This window comes from Pseudomonas sp. B3G-3 (assembly GCF_028640915.1).
In the GTDB taxonomy this organism is placed as follows: Bacteria; Pseudomonadota; Gammaproteobacteria; order Pseudomonadales; family Pseudomonadaceae; genus Aquipseudomonas; species Aquipseudomonas chlororaphis_I.
In genome coordinates, this window is record NZ_JAQZAB010000014.1 from 1 (window position 1) to 310 (window position 310).

The 310-nt window shown below is 61.0% G+C and carries 1 protein-coding gene; it reads left to right on the forward strand.

All coding sequences use genetic code 11. The features are described 5' to 3' along the window. The coding region (locus tag PVZ80_RS00180; RefSeq protein WP_273863274.1) for an Ig-like domain-containing protein at nt 1-310 on the forward strand (310 nt) is incomplete at both ends.

Below are 310 nucleotides of genomic sequence, written 5' to 3' on the forward strand. Positions count from 1 at the left end.
CAACAACACTGACACCAACAGCGTGCAAGTGACGGTGACCGATGCCAATGGCAACCCGGTGCCTAATGCCGAGGTGAAGTTCACCGCGACCAATGGTGCGACGATCCCAGGTACTGCCACGACAGGTGCAGACGGCAAAGTGTCGGTGACGTTGACCAGCACCACCGCCGGCACCAGCGTGGTCACCGCCACCGTGGGTAGCAGCACTCAAAGCGTCAACAGCACCTTTATCGCCCATGCCGGCTCAGCCGAAATTGGCAGCGGTGCGTTGGTCATGACCACCGATAACCAACTGGCCGACGGCATGGCG